The 19,123-nt window shown below is 31.6% G+C and carries 17 protein-coding genes, 1 rRNA gene and 1 riboswitch; of the genes, 11 read left to right on the top strand and 7 right to left on the bottom strand.

Annotated elements, in window-relative coordinates; genetic code table 11:
* Positions 1 to 8: 8 nt before the first annotated feature.
* The 6 genes from RR561_RS08455 to RR561_RS08430 form a co-directional block, all read right to left on the bottom strand.
* Entirely contained in the window at positions 9 to 1,157 is a 1,149-nt protein-coding gene (locus RR561_RS08455; protein ID WP_332507365.1) for a M20 metallopeptidase family protein, read from the bottom strand.
* Between the two features lie 24 nt (positions 1,158 to 1,181).
* Positions 1,182 to 1,901, bottom strand: coding sequence for a 2,3,4,5-tetrahydropyridine-2,6-dicarboxylate N-acetyltransferase (gene dapD / locus RR561_RS08450; protein ID WP_332507363.1), 720 nt, complete (start codon positions 1,899 to 1,901; stop codon positions 1,182 to 1,184).
* Between the two features lie 129 nt (positions 1,902 to 2,030).
* A complete protein-coding gene (dapB, locus tag RR561_RS08445) occupies positions 2,031 to 2,762 on the bottom strand; it encodes a 4-hydroxy-tetrahydrodipicolinate reductase (protein WP_332507361.1) in 732 nt (243 codons plus the stop codon).
* Positions 2,763 to 3,000: 238 nt separating this feature from the next.
* Positions 3,001 to 3,897, bottom strand: a complete 897-nt coding sequence (gene dapA, locus RR561_RS08440; RefSeq protein ID WP_332507360.1) for a 4-hydroxy-tetrahydrodipicolinate synthase — start codon at positions 3,895 to 3,897, stop codon at positions 3,001 to 3,003.
* A 61-nt stretch (positions 3,898 to 3,958) separates the two neighbouring features.
* Complete coding sequence (locus RR561_RS08435; protein ID WP_332507358.1) at positions 3,959 to 4,942, bottom strand: aspartate-semialdehyde dehydrogenase; 984 nt, start codon at positions 4,940 to 4,942, stop codon at positions 3,959 to 3,961.
* Between the two features lie 239 nt (positions 4,943 to 5,181).
* Positions 5,182 to 6,387 (bottom strand): aspartate kinase, encoded by a 1,206-nt coding sequence (locus tag RR561_RS08430; RefSeq protein WP_332507356.1) that lies wholly within the window; start codon positions 6,385 to 6,387, stop codon positions 5,182 to 5,184.
* Between the two features lie 388 nt (positions 6,388 to 6,775).
* Positions 6,776 to 6,950, bottom strand: a riboswitch (Lysine riboswitch).
* Positions 6,951 to 7,310: 360 nt separating this feature from the next.
* Between RR561_RS08430 and RR561_RS08425 the strand changes: the two genes are divergently transcribed.
* The 7 genes from RR561_RS08425 to RR561_RS08395 all read left to right on the top strand — a co-directional run bounded on the left by RR561_RS08425 (position 7,311) and on the right by RR561_RS08395 (position 12,991).
* Complete coding sequence (locus RR561_RS08425) at positions 7,311 to 8,018, top strand: DNA alkylation repair protein (RefSeq protein WP_332507354.1); 708 nt, start codon at positions 7,311 to 7,313, stop codon at positions 8,016 to 8,018.
* Positions 8,019 to 8,286: 268 nt separating this feature from the next.
* On the top strand, positions 8,287 to 9,162 hold the full coding sequence (locus tag RR561_RS08420; protein ID WP_332507353.1) for an alpha/beta hydrolase: 876 nt from the start codon (positions 8,287 to 8,289) through the stop codon (positions 9,160 to 9,162).
* Positions 9,163 to 9,258: 96 nt separating this feature from the next.
* Positions 9,259 to 10,014 (top strand): energy-coupling factor ABC transporter permease, encoded by a 756-nt coding sequence (locus RR561_RS08415; protein WP_332507352.1) that lies wholly within the window; start codon positions 9,259 to 9,261, stop codon positions 10,012 to 10,014.
* A 2-nt stretch (positions 10,015 to 10,016) separates the two neighbouring features.
* Positions 10,017 to 10,451, top strand: a complete 435-nt coding sequence (locus RR561_RS08410) for an energy-coupling factor ABC transporter substrate-binding protein (protein WP_332507351.1) — start codon at positions 10,017 to 10,019, stop codon at positions 10,449 to 10,451.
* 13 nt (positions 10,452 to 10,464) lie between these two features.
* Positions 10,465 to 11,313 (top strand): cobalt ECF transporter T component CbiQ, encoded by an 849-nt coding sequence (gene cbiQ / locus RR561_RS08405; protein WP_332507350.1) that lies wholly within the window; start codon positions 10,465 to 10,467, stop codon positions 11,311 to 11,313.
* A 197-nt stretch (positions 11,314 to 11,510) separates the two neighbouring features.
* Positions 11,511 to 12,317 (top strand): energy-coupling factor ABC transporter ATP-binding protein, encoded by an 807-nt coding sequence (locus RR561_RS08400; protein WP_332507348.1) that lies wholly within the window; start codon positions 11,511 to 11,513, stop codon positions 12,315 to 12,317.
* Positions 12,318 to 12,493: 176 nt separating this feature from the next.
* The gene (locus RR561_RS08395) at positions 12,494 to 12,991 is read left to right on the top strand and encodes a gamma carbonic anhydrase family protein (protein ID WP_332507346.1); all 498 of its coding nucleotides are present in this window, start codon (positions 12,494 to 12,496) and stop codon (positions 12,989 to 12,991) included.
* 201 nt (positions 12,992 to 13,192) lie between these two features.
* Here RR561_RS08395 and RR561_RS08390 read toward each other — a convergent pair whose 3' ends face one another.
* Positions 13,193 to 13,399 carry a hypothetical protein gene (locus RR561_RS08390; RefSeq protein ID WP_332507344.1) on the bottom strand — a complete coding sequence of 69 codons (207 nt, stop codon included), beginning with the start codon at positions 13,397 to 13,399 and terminating at the stop codon, positions 13,193 to 13,195.
* 408 nt (positions 13,400 to 13,807) lie between these two features.
* On the opposite strand from RR561_RS08390, the gene tkt reads away from it, so the two are divergent.
* From tkt to rrf, 4 genes are all read left to right on the top strand, one after another.
* Positions 13,808 to 15,799 carry a transketolase gene (tkt, locus tag RR561_RS08385; RefSeq protein WP_332507342.1) on the top strand — a complete coding sequence of 664 codons (1,992 nt, stop codon included), beginning with the start codon at positions 13,808 to 13,810 and terminating at the stop codon, positions 15,797 to 15,799.
* Positions 15,800 to 16,707: 908 nt separating this feature from the next.
* Positions 16,708 to 17,193 (top strand): RNA polymerase sigma factor, encoded by a 486-nt coding sequence (locus tag RR561_RS08380; protein WP_332507341.1) that lies wholly within the window; start codon positions 16,708 to 16,710, stop codon positions 17,191 to 17,193.
* 2 nt (positions 17,194 to 17,195) lie between these two features.
* Positions 17,196 to 18,230 carry a hypothetical protein gene (locus tag RR561_RS08375; protein WP_332507340.1) on the top strand — a complete coding sequence of 345 codons (1,035 nt, stop codon included), beginning with the start codon at positions 17,196 to 17,198 and terminating at the stop codon, positions 18,228 to 18,230.
* An 800-nt stretch (positions 18,231 to 19,030) separates the two neighbouring features.
* A 5S ribosomal RNA gene (gene rrf, locus RR561_RS08370) occupies positions 19,031 to 19,123 on the top strand; the annotation flags it as partial.

The following is a 19,123-nucleotide window of genomic DNA, read 5'->3' as shown; positions in this document are numbered from 1 at the left end:
TAGCAAATTTATTCATATGATAATGCTATTTCTACGAGATAATCAACTCCGTAGATGAGAGCTTCTTCTCTCAACATCAAGGTAGGTGTATGAAGTCCACTAGTATATCCTAGATTTTTATTTCTTATCCCAATAAAAGAATAATTAATAGGAGCTAAGCTAGAAAAAAATGAAAAATCTTCTCCCAACAGATAGGGTTCTTCCATTAAAATAAAGTTTGCAGCTGATTTCTCAGCAGCCTGTTGAGAACGTTCAATTAATTTTTCTGAATTTAATACGGCAGGGTAGCCTTCTCTTAAAACAAGATCTACTATACACTCTGTAGATATAGAGACCCCCTTACATATTTTTTTCATTCTATCTTTAATTATTTCTCTATCATCCATATTATATGTGCGTATAGTTCCTTCCATATGACCATTTTCAGGTACGGAATTCATTACCTCGCCTACTTTCATGTATCCTATATGAACAATATTGGTATGTTTACAATCTAAGTCATAGGTTGGAATTGCTTGAAATTGGCTGTAGACTTGAACAGATGCGTTTAGAGCATTTATTCCAGTTTCTCTAATTCCAACGTGTGCGGATTTTCCCTTGATATTTACATCAAATTCATTACAACTAGCCATTATAGGGCCTACTCTTGATGCGATATTGCCCTCGTCGAAGTCTGGATTTATATGAAGTGCGTATGCAGAGTCTATATCGTATTTATTAAAATCATATTCACTTATAAGTAAGTTTGCACCTCCAAAGGATTCTTCAGAAGGTTGAAACACTGCTAAGATATTGATATTTAACATATCGTCTTTAGAAAGAGCAAGAAGTTCTTTTACGGCCCCAAGAAGCATCGTAGTATGAGCATCATGACCACAAGCATGCATCACACCTTTATTATTTGATTTAAAATCAATGTCATTTTGTTCATCTATAGGAAGTGCATCTATATCCGCTCTCAATATGATATATTTATCCCCTCTTCCTGAAATTTTAGCGATTGTAGCTGTAGGAAGGGGAGTTTCATATTCAAGTCCCATAATTTCTAGTTCTTTTCGAATATATTTTGCAGTTTCAAATTCTTGATTTGATAGTTCTGGGTTTAGATGGAGGTGACGTCTCCATCTTTTAAGTTCCTCTAAAGTAGTATTCTGCATATTTTTACCTTTCTATTTTATATGTTATTCTAAGATTCTAAGTGCATCTATTATACTTATTTTTTCACTGGCAACATCGTTAGTTTGCTTGATTACCTTGCCAGGAACTCCTGCTACTACGCTTCCTGCAGGAACATCCTTTGTAACTATAGACCCAGCTGCAATTACAGATCCAGCACCAATTCTTACGCCTTCCAAAATTACTGCATTTGCACCTATTAATACATTGTCTTCTACAACTACTGGGTTTGCATTTGCTGGTTCTATCACTCCTGCAAGTACTGCACCAGCTCCGACATGGACATTCTTGCCAGTTGTAGCTCTTCCACCAAGTATAGCACCCATATCTATCATTGTTCCTTCTCCTACGACAGCACCTATGTTGATCACGGCTCCCATCATTACTACGGCATTATCTTTAATTACTGCATGTTCACGAATAAATGCACCCGGTTCGATTCTTGCATTTACCTGTGAAAGATCCATAAGTGGAATTGCACTATTTCTTCTATCATTTTCTACAACAAAGTCATCTATTTTTTCTTTATTTTCCTCTAATATAGACTTCCAAGTATTTAAGTCAGTGAATAAGATCTTTGAAACATTGTCTCCAAAATCTTGAACACCTTCTGGAAAAGTCATATTGTACAGATTTCCCTTTATATAGACTTTTACTGGTGTAACTTTCTTTGATGTAGCTATATAGTTAATTATTTCTTCCGATGTTAAAAATTCTTTTCTCATAAATTTTCCTCTTCTGTATATATATTTTCATTTATTATGCTCTTAACTTACTAGAGCTTACTGAATATTTAAGAATGTTTTTATCAAATTTTACAATTGAATAAAGCTAAATTCCTAAATAATTTATTTTTATAAATTATTGAATGTATAAAAACCAGCTGGCTTTTGCATGATTTTTTCTGCTGCTTTTAAAGCTCCATCTGCAAATATTTTTTTTGATTGAGCTCTGTGTGTAATTTCTATTACCTCATCAGTTCCTGCAAACAAGACCTCGTGCTCGCCTACTATTGTTCCACCTCTCATAGCACTCATGCCGATTTCTTTGGAATCTCTCTTATGTTCTCCTTGTGATCTATCAAATATAGGATAGTACTGTGGATCTATTGATTGAATAGCCTCAAGTAGTTTTATAGCAGTTCCACTTGGAGCATCAACCTTTTTATTGTGGTGTCTTTCCAAAATTTCTATGTCGTAAGATCCAGATAGTAGAGGAGTGAGAAACTTTAGTGCCTCTGTAAAAACATGAACCCCATAACTCATATTTGCACTGAAAAATATGGGGATTTCTCTAGCAGCTTCATCCATCAAATCTTGTAGTTTATCTCTTGCTCCTGTAGTAGCAACTACTATAGGAGTTTTGTGTATTTTTGCACCCTTCAATAGTTCAGCTGTAATATTTGGATGAGAAAAATCTATAATTGCATCTGCATCGGGTAGAGTATCTACTGAGTCATATACAGGATAGGGTGAATTTTCAACTTCTAGCTTGGAAAATATACCGACTATACCGATTCCTCTTTCTATTGCTAGAGATTCTACTACTTTTCCCATAGTACCGTATCCACTTAAAATTATATTCATAACTTCCTCCTTGTAAATGCATAATAGATAATATAGCTTCTATGAATTCATAGAAGCTATATACTCCCTATTATGTATTATATTCTAATTTCTTAACTTAATCTATATTTTCTGACTATTTTGATTGATTTACTTATCCAGAATAAGATAATAAAAATCAAATTTTTAAAATTCACAAGTTTAGCCATATAAAAATATGACAAATAAATTAACTGCATGTGAATATTTTTATTACTTTTTATATGTTTTTAGCTTCATTATATAATTCTATTACATTTTTTCTAACATCATCAGTTGTAGCTATAAGAGGTAATCTAAAGAATTCATCACCTATTCCAATTTCTTTTAATACCGCCTTAACTGGAGTAGGGCTGACATCAGAGAATAATGACTTAATAAATGGATTTATTCCATTTTGTAGGTCCCTAGCACCCATGATATCTCCATCTAAAAATAGTTTGTATTCACGTACAAAAGCTTCTGGTAGACAGTTTGTGACAACACTGATAATACCGTCGCCACCGTGAAGAAGAAAATCAAAAAATGTTGGATCATCTCCACTATATATATAGAAATCACTATTATCACCAAGAAGGCCTCTTAAAGTTTCAAGATACAACATATCTCCAGTAGCATCCTTTAAAGCAACTATATTTGGATGCTTAGCAAGTTCAACGACTGTCTCTGGTTGAATAGTCATTCCAGTACGCCCTGGTACATTGTATAGAATAATAGGTATATCCACTGAGTCTGCAATTGCGAAGTAGTGGGCAAGTAATCCTCTTTGACTTGTTTTATTATAGTAAGGAGTTACTATAAGTGCCGCATCAGCACCATTTTCCTTAGCTAATCTTGTACTTTCTATAGTAGCGGAAGTATTGTTAGAACCAGTTCCAAGTATAATAGGGCAGTCATACTGATCGCCTCTTACTCTTAGGGCCAACTTTAAAAGGTCTATCTTTTCGTCCATTGTAAGTGTAGAGCCTTCTCCAGTCGTACCTGAAACTACAAGTGCATTTATACCACTTTCTAACTGAAATTTTAATAATCTTTCGTATGAATCAAAATCAACTGATCCATCTTCCATCATTGTCGTTGCCAGTGCTGTTGCTACTCCTCTAAATAAGTTTGTCATTTTAATTACCTCCAATTATCCTATTATTATACCTAATTATTTTTTTAAAAAATTGATTTTACTATCTATTTGATTCTAGAAGTTCTGCTATTTGAACCGCATTACTTGCAGCTCCTTTTCTGATGTTATCTGCTACACACCAGATATGAAAACCCTTTGGTCTAGATATATCTTTTCTAATTCTTCCCACATATACTTCATCATGTCCAGTTACTTCTGTTGGTATAGGGTATTCATTATTTTCTGGATCATCCACCAATACTACACCAGGAGCGTTTCTAAGAATATCTCTAACTTCTTCTACAGAAGCATCCTTCTTGAAACTTACGTCTATTTGTACTGCATGAGAGTTGATTACTGGTACACGTACGCAAGTAGCTGTAATGCTTACATCATCTCCAAGTTCCAAAATTTTCTTAGTTTCATCAATCATTTTTATTTCTTCCTTTGTATATCCATTTTCCAAAAATGAATCTATGTGAGGAAGTACATTATTATATATTGGATGAGGATACTTCTTAGGAGCTTCACCCTTTTGTCCGTTTAGTAAGTCGTCTATACCACCTTGACCAGATCCAGATACAGCCTGATAAGTAGTGTATGTGATTCTTTCTATGCCAAACTTGTCATTTAGTGGCTTTAGTGGAACCACTGACTGTATTGTTGAGCAGTTTGGATTAGCGATTATTTTTCTATTAAGAGTCGGAGCATTACACTCTGGAACTATCAAATCTATTTCAGGATCCATTCTCCAAGCACTTGAGTTGTCTATTACTATTACGCCATTTCTCTCAGCTATTGGTGCATACTGTAGAGAAGTTGATCCACCCGCTGAGAATAGAGCATAGTCGATGTCTTTGTCAAAAGAGTGGTCATTTAGCTCTTCAACTACAACGTCTTCTCCTCTAAACTTAAGAATCTTTCCAGCTGATCTAGAAGATGCCATCATATATACTGTATCTACCTGAAGATCACTTTCCGCTAGACGTTCAATCATCTTTGTTCCTACTACACCTGTTGCTCCAACTATTGCAAAAATTGCCATTTCTTTTCCTCCTAATATTTATATCTTTTTGATTATTTTTGTGTTTTATTAGCTAGTTTTTTTAATAATTTTATAAGTTATACATTTAATGAATCGGCTTGAAAATGAATTTTGCTTATAAAATTTTTATTTATTTGATTACATTTCCAACTTTTTGGATATAATAGTTAGAAATAGCTTGTATACTTTTTATTTTATATTTACTAAAACTTATAATTTTTTAATCTGATTTTTGAGATTTATATATTAAACTCTGAACATAAAAGCCCAACAGCTTCTTCAGCTACATCTTCATCAATTGCATATGAAATTGAAATTTCAGAAGTTGTAACTTGATGGAAAGTAATATCGTGCTTGCAAAGAAGTCTAAATGCTCTTGCTGCAACACCACTTACATCCCTCATACCTGATCCAACTATTGATACCTTTGCACAGTTATCACGAATGTGTTTCTTTATAGTAGGGAAGCCAGTTGATAGATTATTTATTACATTATCTAAGAAATGTTCATCAGTTTTTTTACAAGTAAATGAAATATTAGTCATTTTATCAAATACAACCTGACTTATCATGTCAATATTTACACCTTGTTCATCTAGTTGGTTAAAGAGTTCTTCCACAAAGTTTGATGAACAATCCTCACATGTAAGTGTTACATGTAAAATATTTTTATCTAATGCAACTCCAGTTACTACCTTTTTTTCTAACAAATCTGTATTTTCCATAATCCAAGTTCCTTTCGTTTCCGATAATGTTTTTGCTATATATATAGGTACGTGATAGTTTTTTGCTATTTCCACGCATCTAGTTTCAAGTATTCCAGCTCCTAGAGCAGAAAGCTCTAGCATTTCCTCATAACTGACTTGTCTCAACTGTTTTGCATCTGGGAACAATCTAGGATCTGTTCCAAACACACCAGTGACATCAGTATATATTTCGCAAGGAGCTCCAATTGCAGAGGCAAGAGCTACAGCACTTGTATCAGAGCCACCTCTTCCCAAAGTAGTGATCTCTTGATTCTCATTGAAACCTTGGAATCCTGCTATGACCAATACATCGAATTCATCTAATTGTTCTGACAAGAAATCTGAGTTAACGTCTGCAATTTTACTTTTGGTATGTTTTCCAAAGGTTTTTATTCCTGCCTGCATTCCTGTAAGTGAACGTGCAGCCACACCTATATGGTTTAGATTGATAGCCATTAAAGATATGGTGTTTTGTTCTCCAACCGCCAACAAAGTATCTAATTCTCTTACGTCTGGATTGGAGGTGATTTCAGCTGCCTGTCCAAGAAGAGTGTCTGTAGTTTTTCCCATAGCAGATACTACTACCACAAGCTTCTCATCATTTTGGGTTCTCGACTTTAAATATAGCGAAATTTCTTTAATTTTTTCGATAGTGCCTACAGAAGTACCACCAAATTTTAAAACTGTAACTTTACTCATGTATTCCTCCTAAATGAATTTATATTTAGCTATTGATATGAAAATTAAAATAATTATATTGATTCAAAAAATTCTGGACAAAAATATTACAATATTAGAAAAATTTGAATCTAAGCATTTAATTTTTTAACAACAGTTTTAATTGAAATAATAAATAGAAAAGCAAATGTAGAAGCCTACATTTGCCGAAAGAACGTGTTATTCGGAATAATTCAAATGTGGCTAGCTCTCCATAACTGTGTAATTTCAGTATGATTAAAGTATTTAAAGTATAAAAATTTAAATACGAAGCTAATAATCCACATCTAATCCAATTTAGTCCTATATACTAAAAAAGACAAATGCAGAAAGCCTACATTTGTCCGAAATATCTAGATAAATAAATCGATATGTGGCTAGCTCTCCATTACACAAATAATGACAAAATACCTGTTATTCACAGACATTCCAAGAATATGAATCAAGCAAAATCCATATACTTTCGGCAATATTCCCTTTCATTATTGTACTGTTTGCTTACATTGTACAAAACTACTAATGTCAATCGCGCCTCTACCCTATTTATTAAGTTGAATATTATTATACGTCAAGACGATATATTTGTAAAGTGATAATTTTTGGAAAATTAAGGTATAAATAGTAATAATAATCAATACATAAAAGTTAGGCTTAGAAAAGTATGATAAAAAAGTTTAAAACATTAAAAAAATAAATAATAATATTAAAAAAATACTAATTATTAATAAAAAAAATTATGGGAAAATATAAAAACTATTTTTGTATTGATAAAAAAACTAAAGTACAGAAAATGTATAGCTTAAATCAATGGGAAAAACATAAAAAAATAAATAAGTAAGTCTTTACTTTTTAATATACAATTAAATATGTTAGAATTATATATATACTAAAATCAGGAGGTTTCTATGGGGAATAAAGACAAGGCAAAAGTAAATGAGTTCGTTCTAGAAAGACTATATGAAATGCAGGATATGGGATATAGAGATTTTCACTCAAAGCTAGTACCTACAGTTGATAGAGAAAGAATAATTGGAGTAAGAAGTCCTAATATTAAGAAGTTTGCCAAGGAATTTTCTAAGATGGACATTTGTGAGGAGTTTATAGCTGATTTACCACATAAATATCTGGAGGAATACAGTCTTCATATAAATATTTTAAATAAAGAAAAAAATATAGAAAAATTAATAGAAGAAACAGAAAAAGTGCTTCCTTATATTGATAATTGGGCAATTTGTGATAGTTTTTCTCCAAAAGTTTTTAAAAAGTATCCAGAGCTAATATATGAAAAGATACTGAAGTGGCTAGAGTCTGATGATACCTACACAGTTAGATTTGGAATTGTGACTTTAATGAACAATTACTTAGATGAAAACTTCGACAAAAAACATTTGGACTTGATTTCAAATATTAAAACTGATGAATATTATATTAATATGGCAATAGCCTGGTATTACAGCTATGCAATCATTAAGCAATATGAAGAAACTATAGGATTGATAGAAAGTAAGAGTTTGGGTAAGTTTGTACAGAATAAGTCTATTCAAAAAGCAGTAGAAAGTAGAAGAGTAGATGATGATACAAAAGAGTATTTGAAAAAATTTAAGATTAAGTAAGTGATTTGAGTGTACAAAGACAGTAATCTAAAAAGATTGAAGGTATAAGAGTAGCTCTATTAATTAATAATAGTAGTATTTTGAGCTTTATCAAGATATCAGAAAAAACAGAAAAATAATAAAAAGTAGTTAGAAAAAGAACTAAAAATAATGAAAATGTGGTAAAATAGAGAGAAGAAAAAGTTTATAAATCTATAAAATCGCATAGACTTATAAGACTGTGTAAAAAATCTGTAGTTTAGAAAAATATTTAAACGGGGTGATATTTATGGCTTTAAAAGTAATTTTGTTGATAGTAGTAATAGTGGCGATCTTTGTTATAGCGATGTCTATCTATGTAGGCAATAAGATGACGAAGCCTGAGAGGGCTCCTCTGCTTACGAACCCAAAAGATGCGTTGGCACTTGATTACGAGGATATTGAATTTACTTCTGAGGGAAATAAGATAGAAGGATGGTATATAGCTTCTGAGGAGGATAGATTTACTGTAGTTTATTCACATGGATATTTGGAAAATAGAGAAAGTCCAACAATGAATCTATACAATATAATGCTTGATATTCATGATTTTGGAGGTAATCTTTTGACATTTGATTTCTCTGGAAGCGGAGTCTCTGAGGGCAAATGTGTAACATGTGGGTATAGAGAGAGCAAAGACCTGAAAAAGGCAATAGAATTTGCTAAGACAAAGTCAGATGCTCCAATATTTATCTATGGAATATCTATGGGTGCAGCTACGACAGCTCTTGTAGCAGGAGAAAGCCAAGATATTGCAGGCGCTATATGTGATAGTCCATTTTCAAATTTAAAGGATTATCTATCTATTAATTTAGGAGTGTGGACAAATTTACCTAAGTACCCATTTCAACCAATAATATTTAAGACTATGGAAAAAGTGTCAGGATTGTCTTTAGATTCAGTAAATCCTTCAGAGAGTGTGAAAAAGGCTAAGGTGCCTATTTTGATAATGCATGGAAGGGGAGATCATTTGATTCCGTATACAGAAAGTGTCAAGTTACATGATTTAAACCCAGAAATGGTAACACTAGATATTATGGAGAATGATGGTCACTGTAGTTCTTTAAATAAGCAAAGAGAAAGATATCTAGCTAATTTTAAGAAATTTATAGAAGAAAACATATAAGAAATTACAATAGTAAGTGAAAATAAGATATAATGAAAAAGACTATATGATCATATAGTCTTTTTCATTATTAAATAAATATTTTAGGAGGAAAAAATGAGCAATTATTCAAGGAAAGAAAAGAGACTGTTATTTTCATCTTTAGTACTTTCGTTTTTTATGTGTATGTTGGTAGATTCTTCTGCAATGCATATAATGGAGGGTTACCTTCCAGCAATACACTGTGTAGTATGGGCAGCAATTTGCCTTCCTTTTTTGGTGTTAGGAGTAATTAATATAAAAAAAACAGTAAAGAATTCACCAAAAACGATCATGATTTTGGCCATGTCTGGGGCTTTTATATTTGTAGTTTCATCTTTAAAGATACCTTCAGTAACAGGTAGCTGTAGTCATATGACAGGTACGGGTTTGGCTGCAATTTTATTTGGAGTAACATCTAGTAGTGTGTTAGGGATTATTGTATTGATATTCCAAGCGATACTTTTGGCGCATGGAGGATTGACTACCTTGGGAGCAAATACATTTAGTATGGCTATAGCAGGTCCTATAGCTGTATATTTACTTTATAATTTGGGTAAAAAATTAAAAGTGAATAGAAGATTAAATATTTTTATAGCAGCGGCTTTGGGGGATTTAATTACATATTGTGTAACGTCTATACAGCTTGCTGTAGCATATCCAAGTCCAACTGGTGGAGTAGCTGTAAGTATGGCAAAGTTTTTGGCAGTATTTGCCCCTACTCAAGTACCTCTTGCTATAATAGAAGGAATATTGACAGTTCTAATAATTATTGGCCTTGAAAGCTATGCGGTTCCAGAGCTTGAGGAACTAAATTACTATGGGGAGGTATAGATATGTCAGATTTAAAAGATGTTAAAAAAAATGGTGATAAAACTGTGGATTCTGTGGAAAAAATAAAGCAAAATTCAAGAAAAAGTGAGTCTATGGGTGTTGAAGATGTGAATAAGTCAAGTAATACAAATAAAAAGAGTAATAAAAAAACAGTATTTGTATTAATAGTTTTGGTTTTAGTTATTTCTATATTTCCATTATTTGCATTAAAAGGTGCTGAGTTTGGAGGTAGTGATGATGCTGGTAGTGAAGTAGTAGCAGAAATTAAGGGTGAAGACTATGAACCTTGGTTTACTCCTGTTATGGAAGACTTGATTGGTGGAGAAATACCTGGAGAAGTTGAAAGCTTGCTATTTTGTGTTCAAACAGGAATAGGGGTAGCTATAGTTGCCTATGTATTTGGATATTTAGTAGCTAGAAAAAAATACTCGAGATAGGTAGGTAGATGATATGATCTTTGTAGCTATAATTATGGGGCTTACTATATTTGGAATGTTTTACAAGTCTGTATTGACTATACCCTTGCTAGTATTATGTTTATTTTTATTTTTTTTGCTAACAATTTATTCGACTTCAGCTGAAGATTCAATTTTATCTATTGATAGAGCATCAAGAGAAAATAGGCTATATGGTATAAATAGTAATATAAAAATATTGATATCATTTACCTTAATACTAGTTTGTTTATTATCAAAAAATTCATATGTGAATTTGGCAGTATTTTTCATTTCTGGAATAACTATAGTTTTAGTGGGCAAAATGGATTTAAAAAGCTATATAAGGTTTTTATCTATACCAATGACTTTTATATTTGTAGGAGTACTTGCTATATTGGTAAATTATTCTGATATGAAATTTGATATAATAAGTTTGAAATTTTTAAATGGATACATAGGCATATCTAAAGCCTCTCAGATTCAATCGAGATATTTAGTAGCAAAGTCCTTTGGAGCAATAAGTTCGCTTTATATACTTAGTCTGACAACTCCAATGTCTGAAATAATATATTCGATGAAGAGTTTGAGGTTACCACATATTTTTATAGATTTGATGTATTTGATTTATAGATGTATATTTATTATTTATAATATGTATATAAGTATGAAGCTATCAGCTAAAAGTAGATTAGGGTATGTGGACTATAAGAGCAGTATCAAAACTACAGCCAAGTTATATTCTAATTTATTGAGAAGGAGCTATCTTGCTTCATCAAAAATGTTTGATTCTATGGAAGCAAGAGCTTACAGTGGAGAAATTGATTTTTTGAAGGATAATCCAATAGTTAAGAAGAAAAAATAGCGTGTATCACTTAAAATAAAGCAAGTATAAGGTATATTGCTTAAAGAGAAAAAAAGTATCTAATAGCTTTAAAATAAAATAATAATATTTAATAAAAAACAATAGTCTGATTTATGACTATTGTTTTTTTGTTTTAGCTTACCAAAGTAGCTTAATATATAGTAAAATATAAGTGTATAAATTTTAGGAGGATAGATATGAAAGAAGAGGCCAAGGAAATTTTAAGACTCGAAAATATTAAATTTAGTTATGATAAGAAAAACATAGCCATAGATGATATATCTCTTAGTTTGTATAGTGGTGAAAAAGTAGCTATAATAGGAGAAAATGGATCTGGAAAGAGTAGTTTATTTCTTGCTTGCAATATGATAAATAAGATTAGTTCTGGCAATATCTATTTAAAAAATAAAAAACTCAGCAATAAACGTTCTCAAATAAATCAAGTGAGAAAGTCTGTGGGAATAGTATTTCAAAATCCAAATGATCAAATCATAGCTTCCAACGTTTATGAAGAGATTAGCTTTGGACCTATGAATTTGGGTATTTCAATAGATGAAGTAAGAAGTAGAGTAGAAAAATCTATGGAGATATTGTCTATACTAGATTATAGAGATAGAGCTACACAGTATCTATCTGGTGGGGAACAAAAAAAGGTAACCATTGCATCGATACTTTCTATGGAGCCAGAGATAATATTATTTGATGAACCTATGGCAAGTTTAGATATGAAAAGTTCTAGAGAGCTAGAGGAAAGCCTAGATATGCTTTCTGACAAAGGCATAGGGATCGTTGCATCAACTCATGACATTGATTTTGTATGGAGATGGGCACAAAGAATAATATTGATGGATAAGGGTAAAATAATAGTAGACTGTAAAAGAGAAGAGTTTTTTGATAAAGAAGAGATACTGTCAACTTATAATATAAATATACCGATACTGTATTCTGTGGGGAAGAAGCTGAATTTAAAGTCGCTGCCAAGATGTATTGAAGATCTACTATAGGTAAATGCAAGAGTGTGGATTTACAATGATTGTGTATATAATAATCCAAGTTAATATAGCGATTATTAACTAACGGTTAATAAAGCTTACAAAATAGTAAAGAGTTTATAAAGTAATAGAGAAAAGTGTATGAAGCAGTGAAGATATAGAAAAATAATTAAAAATAGGAGGAAGAAATGATTAGAAATTATAAGGACAAGAGACCCAAAATAGCAAAATCAAGTTATGTTGATATAGCATCCAGCGTAATAGGCTATGTTGAGCTAGGTGAGCAGGTAAGTGTTTGGCCAAGTGCATCTATAAGAGGAGACCAAGAAAGGTTTGTCAAAGTAGGAAAGTGCAGTAATATTCAAGATTGTGTAGTAATACATGGATATTCAGATACAGAGATAGGAGAATATGTATCTATTGGACATGGAGCTATAGTTCATGGAGCAACTATAGGTAACAATGTTTTGATAGGTATGGGAGCAATAGTTTTAGATGATGTAGTAATTGGAGATAACTGCATAGTTGGAGCAGGTGCCTTAATTACGGGAAATAAAAAGTTTGAGTCAGGTAGCATGATTTTAGGATCTCCAGCTAAGGCAGTGAGAAAGTTGTCTCAAGAAGAAATTGAGGGTATAAAAGAAAATGCTCTTAATTATATGTCTTTGATGAAAGATTATGATTAGAAAAATATATAATGTAGATAAAATTTTATTATTGAAAAATTTAAAAAAATAGCTAGAGAAGAATTAGGACAACTGACAAAGTTATTTAGAAAATTAATAAGATAGTAATTAAAAATATAAGATAATAATTAAAAGAAAATAAGGATAATACTGAAAAAGAGCCCTGCAAGTGCAGAGCTCTTCTTTTAATTATTTTTACGACTATCTAGAGGCTTCTTTGACTGGCTTTGTGTTTTTATAAAACCAAGCAATTCCTGCTACTACATAAATTACACCGATAATATTAGGTAATGTTGAACTTGCTTTTCCTCCCAAGATTGCGACTACTAATAAAACTAGAGTAAAAGCTAAAAACTTTAATACCCAATGATTTTTCTTTGGTGAATCTTTCTTTTCTTTTTTGCTCATGTCGAAATTGAACCCTTCCCAAGAAACTTTCTGGATGGAAGAGGTCTTCCTCCTTTCTTCATTCCTATTAATTACTATATTATACTATTTTAACATGAAAAAGAAAGTCTTATATTGTTATTTTTGTGAAAAATCTAAGATAGATATTTTTTGAAAAAAATAAGAATTCCATATCGGGACATTAAATAAGAAAATATTGATAATAATAAAGCAAAAATGGCAGAAAAAAGGGAATAAATTAAAATACTTGTTTCAGAAAAGTGGAAAATGTAGTATCATATAAATGGTGATATTCCAGCAATGTTTGAAAATGCAAAAAATTTTCATACTGTGCTGATGAAGGTAATTCAATATCAATGTTGGAAAATCTAATACTAGAGCAAGTTATATTATTAGGAGGAATTTTTAATGAACATCAATCAAAAAGCTGTAAATGCTTTGAGAATTTTATCTGCTGATCAGATACAAAAGGCAAACTCAGGACATCCTGGACTACCTTTAGGTGCTGCACCAGCGGCATATGAACTATGGGCAAACCATATGAACCACAATCCAAAGAACCCAAACTGGGAAAATAGAGATAGATTTATATTATCTGCAGGTCACGGATCTGCATTATTATATTCATTACTTCATATGTTTGGATATGAGGGAATGACAATAGATGAACTAAAGAAGTTTAGACAGTTCGGTTCGCTTACACCAGGACATCCTGAATATAAGCATACAATAGGTGTAGAATCTACAACTGGACCACTAGGAGCAGGTGTATCTACTGCAGTAGGTATGGCTATGGCAGAAGCTCATCTAGCTAGTGAATTCAATAAGGAAGGATATTCTGTAGTTGATCATTATACTTTTGCCTTAACTGGTGATGGTTGTTTAATGGAAGGTATCTCTTATGAAGCACTTTCTTTAGCAGGAACATTAAAGTTAGACAAGTTAGTTGTACTATACGATTCAAATAACATCACTATAGAAGGAGACACTGAAGCAGCTTTCACTGAAGATGTAGCCAAGAGATTTGATGCTTTTGGATTCCAGGTACAGACTGTAGAAGATGGAAATGATCTATCTGCTATAGGGACTGCTATAGAACTAGCTAAGGCTGATCATGAAAGACCATCTATCATAATCTGTAAAACTCAGATAGGTTATGGATCTCCAGCAAAGGTTGGTAAGGCTTCAGCTCACGGCGAACCTTTAGGCGAAGAAAATGTAAAGGAATTAAGAAAGTTCTTAGGCTGGGAAAGTCAAACTGCCTTTGAAGTAGAAGAAGATATATATGCTCACTACAATTCTATAGCAGAAGCAAATGCTAAGAAGGAAGAAGCATGGAATAAGATGTTTGCAGAATATGCAAATAAGTTCCCTGAAGAAAAGAAGAAGTGGGATCTATTCTTTGGTGAATTTGATGAAAGTAAAATAATGGATTCAAAGGAATATTGGGCTCATGAAGATAAGGCAATGGCTACAAGAGCAGTATCTGGAGATTTAATAAATAAGTTAAAAGATATTTGTCCAAATATGGTGGGTGGATCTGCTGACCTAGCACCATCAAACAAGACTGAGATGAAGGGAGAAGGATTCTTCTCTGCAAAAGATAGATCAGGAAGAAACATTCATTTTGGAGTTAGAGAAATGGCTATGACTTCTATTACTAATGGAATATACCTACATGGTGGATTAAAGCCATTCTGTGCAACATTCTTTGTATTTAGTGATTTCATGAAGCCAATGATTAGACTAGCTGCACTTATGGGTCTACCAGTTGCTTATGTGCTTACTCACGATAGTATAGGTGTTGGAGAAGATGGACCTACTCATGAACCAGTAGAACAACTTTCAATGCTTAGATCTATACCAAATCTAAATGTATATAGACCAGCTGACTATACTGAAACTGCTGTAGCTTGGGCAACAGCTATGAAATCTGAAGCAACTCCAACTGCAATAGTTCTTACTAGACAGAACTTGCCACAGTTAGAAGGATCTTCTAAGGAAGCTTTCAAGGGTGGATACATACTTGAAGAAGCTTCTAATAAGAATGATATAGATTTAATACTTATGGCTTCAGGCTCAGAAGTAGAAGTAGCTATAAATGCAAAGGCAGAACTAGAAAAGGCAGGTAAGTCTGTAAGAGTAGTATCTATGCCATGTATGAATATATTTGATGCTCAGGAGGCTGTATACAAGGAAACTGTACTACCATCTTCTGTAAGAGCTAGAGTAGCTATAGAAGCAGGCGCAACTATGCCTTGGTTCAAATATACTGGTCTTGATGGAGAAGTAGTAGGAATGACTTCATTTGGTGCATCTGCTCCAGCTGGAGAACTATTCAAGCACTTCGGATTTACTACTGAAAATGTAGTAGAAACTGCAAAGAGAGTATTAAAGTAAAATAAAAAAATAATCAAATCAATTATTATAAATAAAATTGATTTGAAAAAGTCAAGGAGACACCCTATTAGGGTGTCTCCTTTTTTGTTATTATTGACCCCGCTGATATTAAAAATATAAATTGAGTCTTATTTATAAAAAAAGTGGCGATATTTATGGCGAAAACTGTCATAGCAAGTGTGACATGGGTATTGTGTTTCCTATTTGTATTGATATGGGTATTGTGCTTTTTTTTGCGTTAAAGATTAGATATCGCTTTTAGTGTAATTAGTCAGTATCGATAACAAAGGTAAACCATATTAGGTGGTAATTTATGGAAAGAATATAGCTTTATGCAGTATGGCTAAAAATAAATGATTTATAAAAATATACTTTTATCGATATCTAAGTTAAGTAATTAAGCAAAAAATTTAAGAATGGATTTATATAGAAAAAATGATAATTAAGCTATAAGTAGAATGTATAAGTTAGTATCTATAGTTAGGTGATACTAAAGGCAATTTATATTACTCATATATTTATCTAAATAAAGTGCATAAAGTGCATATCTATAATTATGTAGATGAGTATACACATAGATAACACCATAAAGTGTGTATTTTTCAGAAAAAGTTAGCGTAATAAAAATAGAAGTAAGCTGATATGATTAAGATGAAACTATATTTGCTTAGTGATGTATAAAATTTATATTTTTCTTTGATATAGTAAGAAACTGTATAAAAAGTCTCATATAGTAATAAATCATATAAATTGTCTTTGAAAAGAGAAATATATAATAATTATAAAGAAAAGAAAAAGATAAATTTCTAAAAATTTTAGTGAAATTTATGGAATTTGTTAATGGAAGCTGTTAAATTGCGTATATATATGTGAAGGTCTAAATAAAAATCTAATTATGGAGGTGAAATATGAGCTTTGAAGAAATATATGAGTCTTATTTTTCGAGTGTTTACAAATTCGTAAAAATGAAAACTAGAAATAATATGAACTCAGAAGATATAACTGTAAATATATTTGAAAATATATATAAAAACCTAGAGTCTTACTCGTGTGAGAAAGGAAGTCTAGATGTTTGGATATTTGCAATTGCAAGAAATGAAATTATATCCTTCTATAGAAAAAATAAAATACAAACTGTAAGCATGGACAATATAGCAGAGGCATCGGATATAAGTATGGCACCAGAAGTAGTAATAGATAGCAAGGTAAATAACAAAGAACTAGTAGAGGCAATAGATACATTGAATGAAAATGAAAGACAAGTAATTACTTATAAGTATGGAGCAGGTCTGAAAAATACGGAGATTGCAAAGCTAATGGAAATATCAAGCTCAAATGTGGGAGTAGTTTTGTTTAGAAGCATTAAAAAATTACAAAAGAAGTTGGAGGTGTAGGTGTGAAAAATAAGGGAAAAATAGATAATATGTTTGATGAAAACTTGGAAAAGAAAATTCAAAAGAGTATAGATGAAGAATACTCGGCGGATAATGAAACAAAAAAGAGAATAAGGCAAAGGTTAGAAGATAGGATAAAAGCAGAAGAGAGCAAATACGAAAAATCAAGAGATGATACAGATGTAGATAATATAGCTACATATGACGATATGGATATAGATGATATAGATGCATATAAAGAAGACTTCTATAATAGTAAAAAAAATGAGAAGAAGAAAGTCATTAGCTTTTTGGATAAGGGATCTAGAAAGAATAAAACAAAGAAAAGAAAAGTTATGGCAGCTTCGATTGCAGCATTTGTTCTTGTGATTGGTCTAGGAACATCTCTTACTATAGGTAAGGACTTCTTTACGGTGACGAAAGAGTATCACTCGGGCAAACTGACCGTAGTAGAAGAAGAGTATGATGTGAACCCCTCAGAGATAGAGATGACACTACCAAATGAACTTGACGGTAAGGTATTTGATAAAAATGGAAAACCGGTAAAAAAAATCAATGGAGCGATGAAGGTCTTATATGATGAAAATGGAGAAAAAATAAAGAGTCTTCCTATAGATGGAAATGGAAACTATAAAGAAGAAGAGCAAGATGTAGTAGAATATATAAATTATAAAACAGTAGAAGAGGCCGAGAAGGTCTTGGATTTCAAGCCTAAAGTATTAGAGGGCTTTAATATTAATAAAATAGAAGTGATGAAAGATAAGGAAACTGGAGAGATTAGTGGTAAGTATGCCACTGTATACCAAAGTAAGGGTAAAGATATGGTTACCATATCTGAGAGAGTCGCATCTGAAGAAACTGCTTATGTAACTGATGGAGATGATATTAAGTATGTGGATATACAGGGCAATAAAGGTATACTATCGAACTCGTATAATATAGACGTGGATACTGGAGATACCTTTATAGCTATAAATGCAAAATACTCACATTATAGAAATGATGAATTAGTTAAGCTAAGCCAAAGCCTTAAATAAAAGCTTAGTGGCAGTCTAATAGATTAATATAACAGCAAATAAATATGGTCTATAAAGAATAGATCAAATAGGATAGTAGATAAAGAAGACTGTATATAAAGAAGAACTGTATAAAAAAAGAATAAAAACAGATATTAAAATAAAATAATAAAGATAACTTATAGGTATAAACAGCCGTGAAGTAGATAATAAATGTCTACTATACTATGAGTTATCTTGTTTTTATTATAGTAATAGACAGTATAGGCAAACTCTTTTATGGGAATATTAATAAGATTAGTTTTACAAAAAGTGAAAAATTGTTTATACTATACTAGTAGGCGATATATATAACGCTTACCTAGGAGCTATAAAAGTTTTGGTGATTTTGTATTGAAGAGTAATAGATTACAAAAAATCATAAGTGTAATTATCAATTTTTGGGTATTTAGTTATAAACATTCATATTGTATTAAAAAAATTATATAAAAATAAACAAATATTTATATGAAAAAGGAAGGATATGCGTGTAAAATGCATATTTAAGAAAAAAATATAAATATATTTTATATAAATTATAATAATCTTAATAATGCTAATAAGTATATTAACACATGATTACAATATAAAATACGTATAATACTGAATGAACAAAGGTAACGATGCAAATAAAGTTCGTTTTTTATAAAAAAAACAAAAAAAATAAAAAAACTTTATAAAAAGTGTTGACTCCTAAATACTATTATGATAATATAATACTTGTCCTTGAGAGACAGGGCGAAAACAAAAAAACATAAAGCAAAGTAAAGTGAACAAAGTAATGTGGTTATTATAGCAGAGAGGATACACCTGTTCCCATCCCGAACACAGAAGTTAAGCTCTCCAGCGCCAAAGGTACTTGGTGGGAAACTGCC

It is taken from the genome of Peptostreptococcus sp., assembly GCF_036639115.1.
In the GTDB taxonomy this organism is placed as follows: domain Bacteria; phylum Bacillota; class Clostridia; order Peptostreptococcales; family Peptostreptococcaceae; genus Peptostreptococcus.
This window is presented reverse-complemented; position numbering and strand designations above follow the sequence as displayed.